Source organism: Polaromonas sp. P4_H1, assembly GCF_056400945.1.
The window spans coordinates 1-502 of record NZ_JBFUKG010000170.1 but is presented as its reverse complement, the minus strand read 5'-3'; the positions used below and the strand labels follow the sequence as shown (position 1 = coordinate 502).

General features: G+C 54.6%; 2 protein-coding genes. Both read right to left on the bottom strand.

Going from position 1 to position 502, the window contains the following annotated elements:
* A partial coding sequence (locus AC1DS5_RS25705; protein WP_477721067.1) for an FMN-binding negative transcriptional regulator occupies positions 1-98 on the bottom strand: 98 nt, incomplete at its 3' end.
* Positions 99-150: 52 nt separating this feature from the next.
* Positions 151-369: a rubredoxin gene (locus tag AC1DS5_RS25700; RefSeq protein ID WP_477721066.1), complete on the bottom strand. Its 219-nt coding sequence runs from the start codon at positions 367-369 to the stop codon at positions 151-153.
* Positions 370-502 lie beyond the last annotated feature (133 nt).

Below are 502 nucleotides of genomic sequence, written 5' to 3'. Positions count from 1 at the left end.
CTCTTTCCGTGGGTGATTAGCGTGCCGAGTGCATTGTTCTCGATCAGATGGAAAAGTTGCTCAGATCGGGACTCTTCAAAGTGGGGCGGGACGTACATAGCTAACCTCAAGGCTGTGCATGCAACACCCGGCGCATGCGAATTCCGGTGTTTAGATCTCGATCATCTCGAAATCGCTTTTGCCAGTGCCGCAATCGGGGCAAACCCAATCTTCAGGGACTTCGTCCCACCGCGTGCCGGGCAGGATACCATCGGCGGGCCAGCCTTCGCTCTCATTGTAGATCAGGCCGCATATAACGCAGAGCCATGATTTGTATGGCGGCTCTGCATTGCTTGGCGTGGGATCCCCTACGGGCGCTTGAATACTCACGAATAACTCCGAAGCCGGTTAGACCAATGAACCCGGTAGGGCATACTTAGCTTGAGTGCTGGCTGGTTAAAGAACCAGTTTAGAACCATCGGAGTAGACCAGATGCCGCAGGCTGCGATGCAATCGCTAGGCA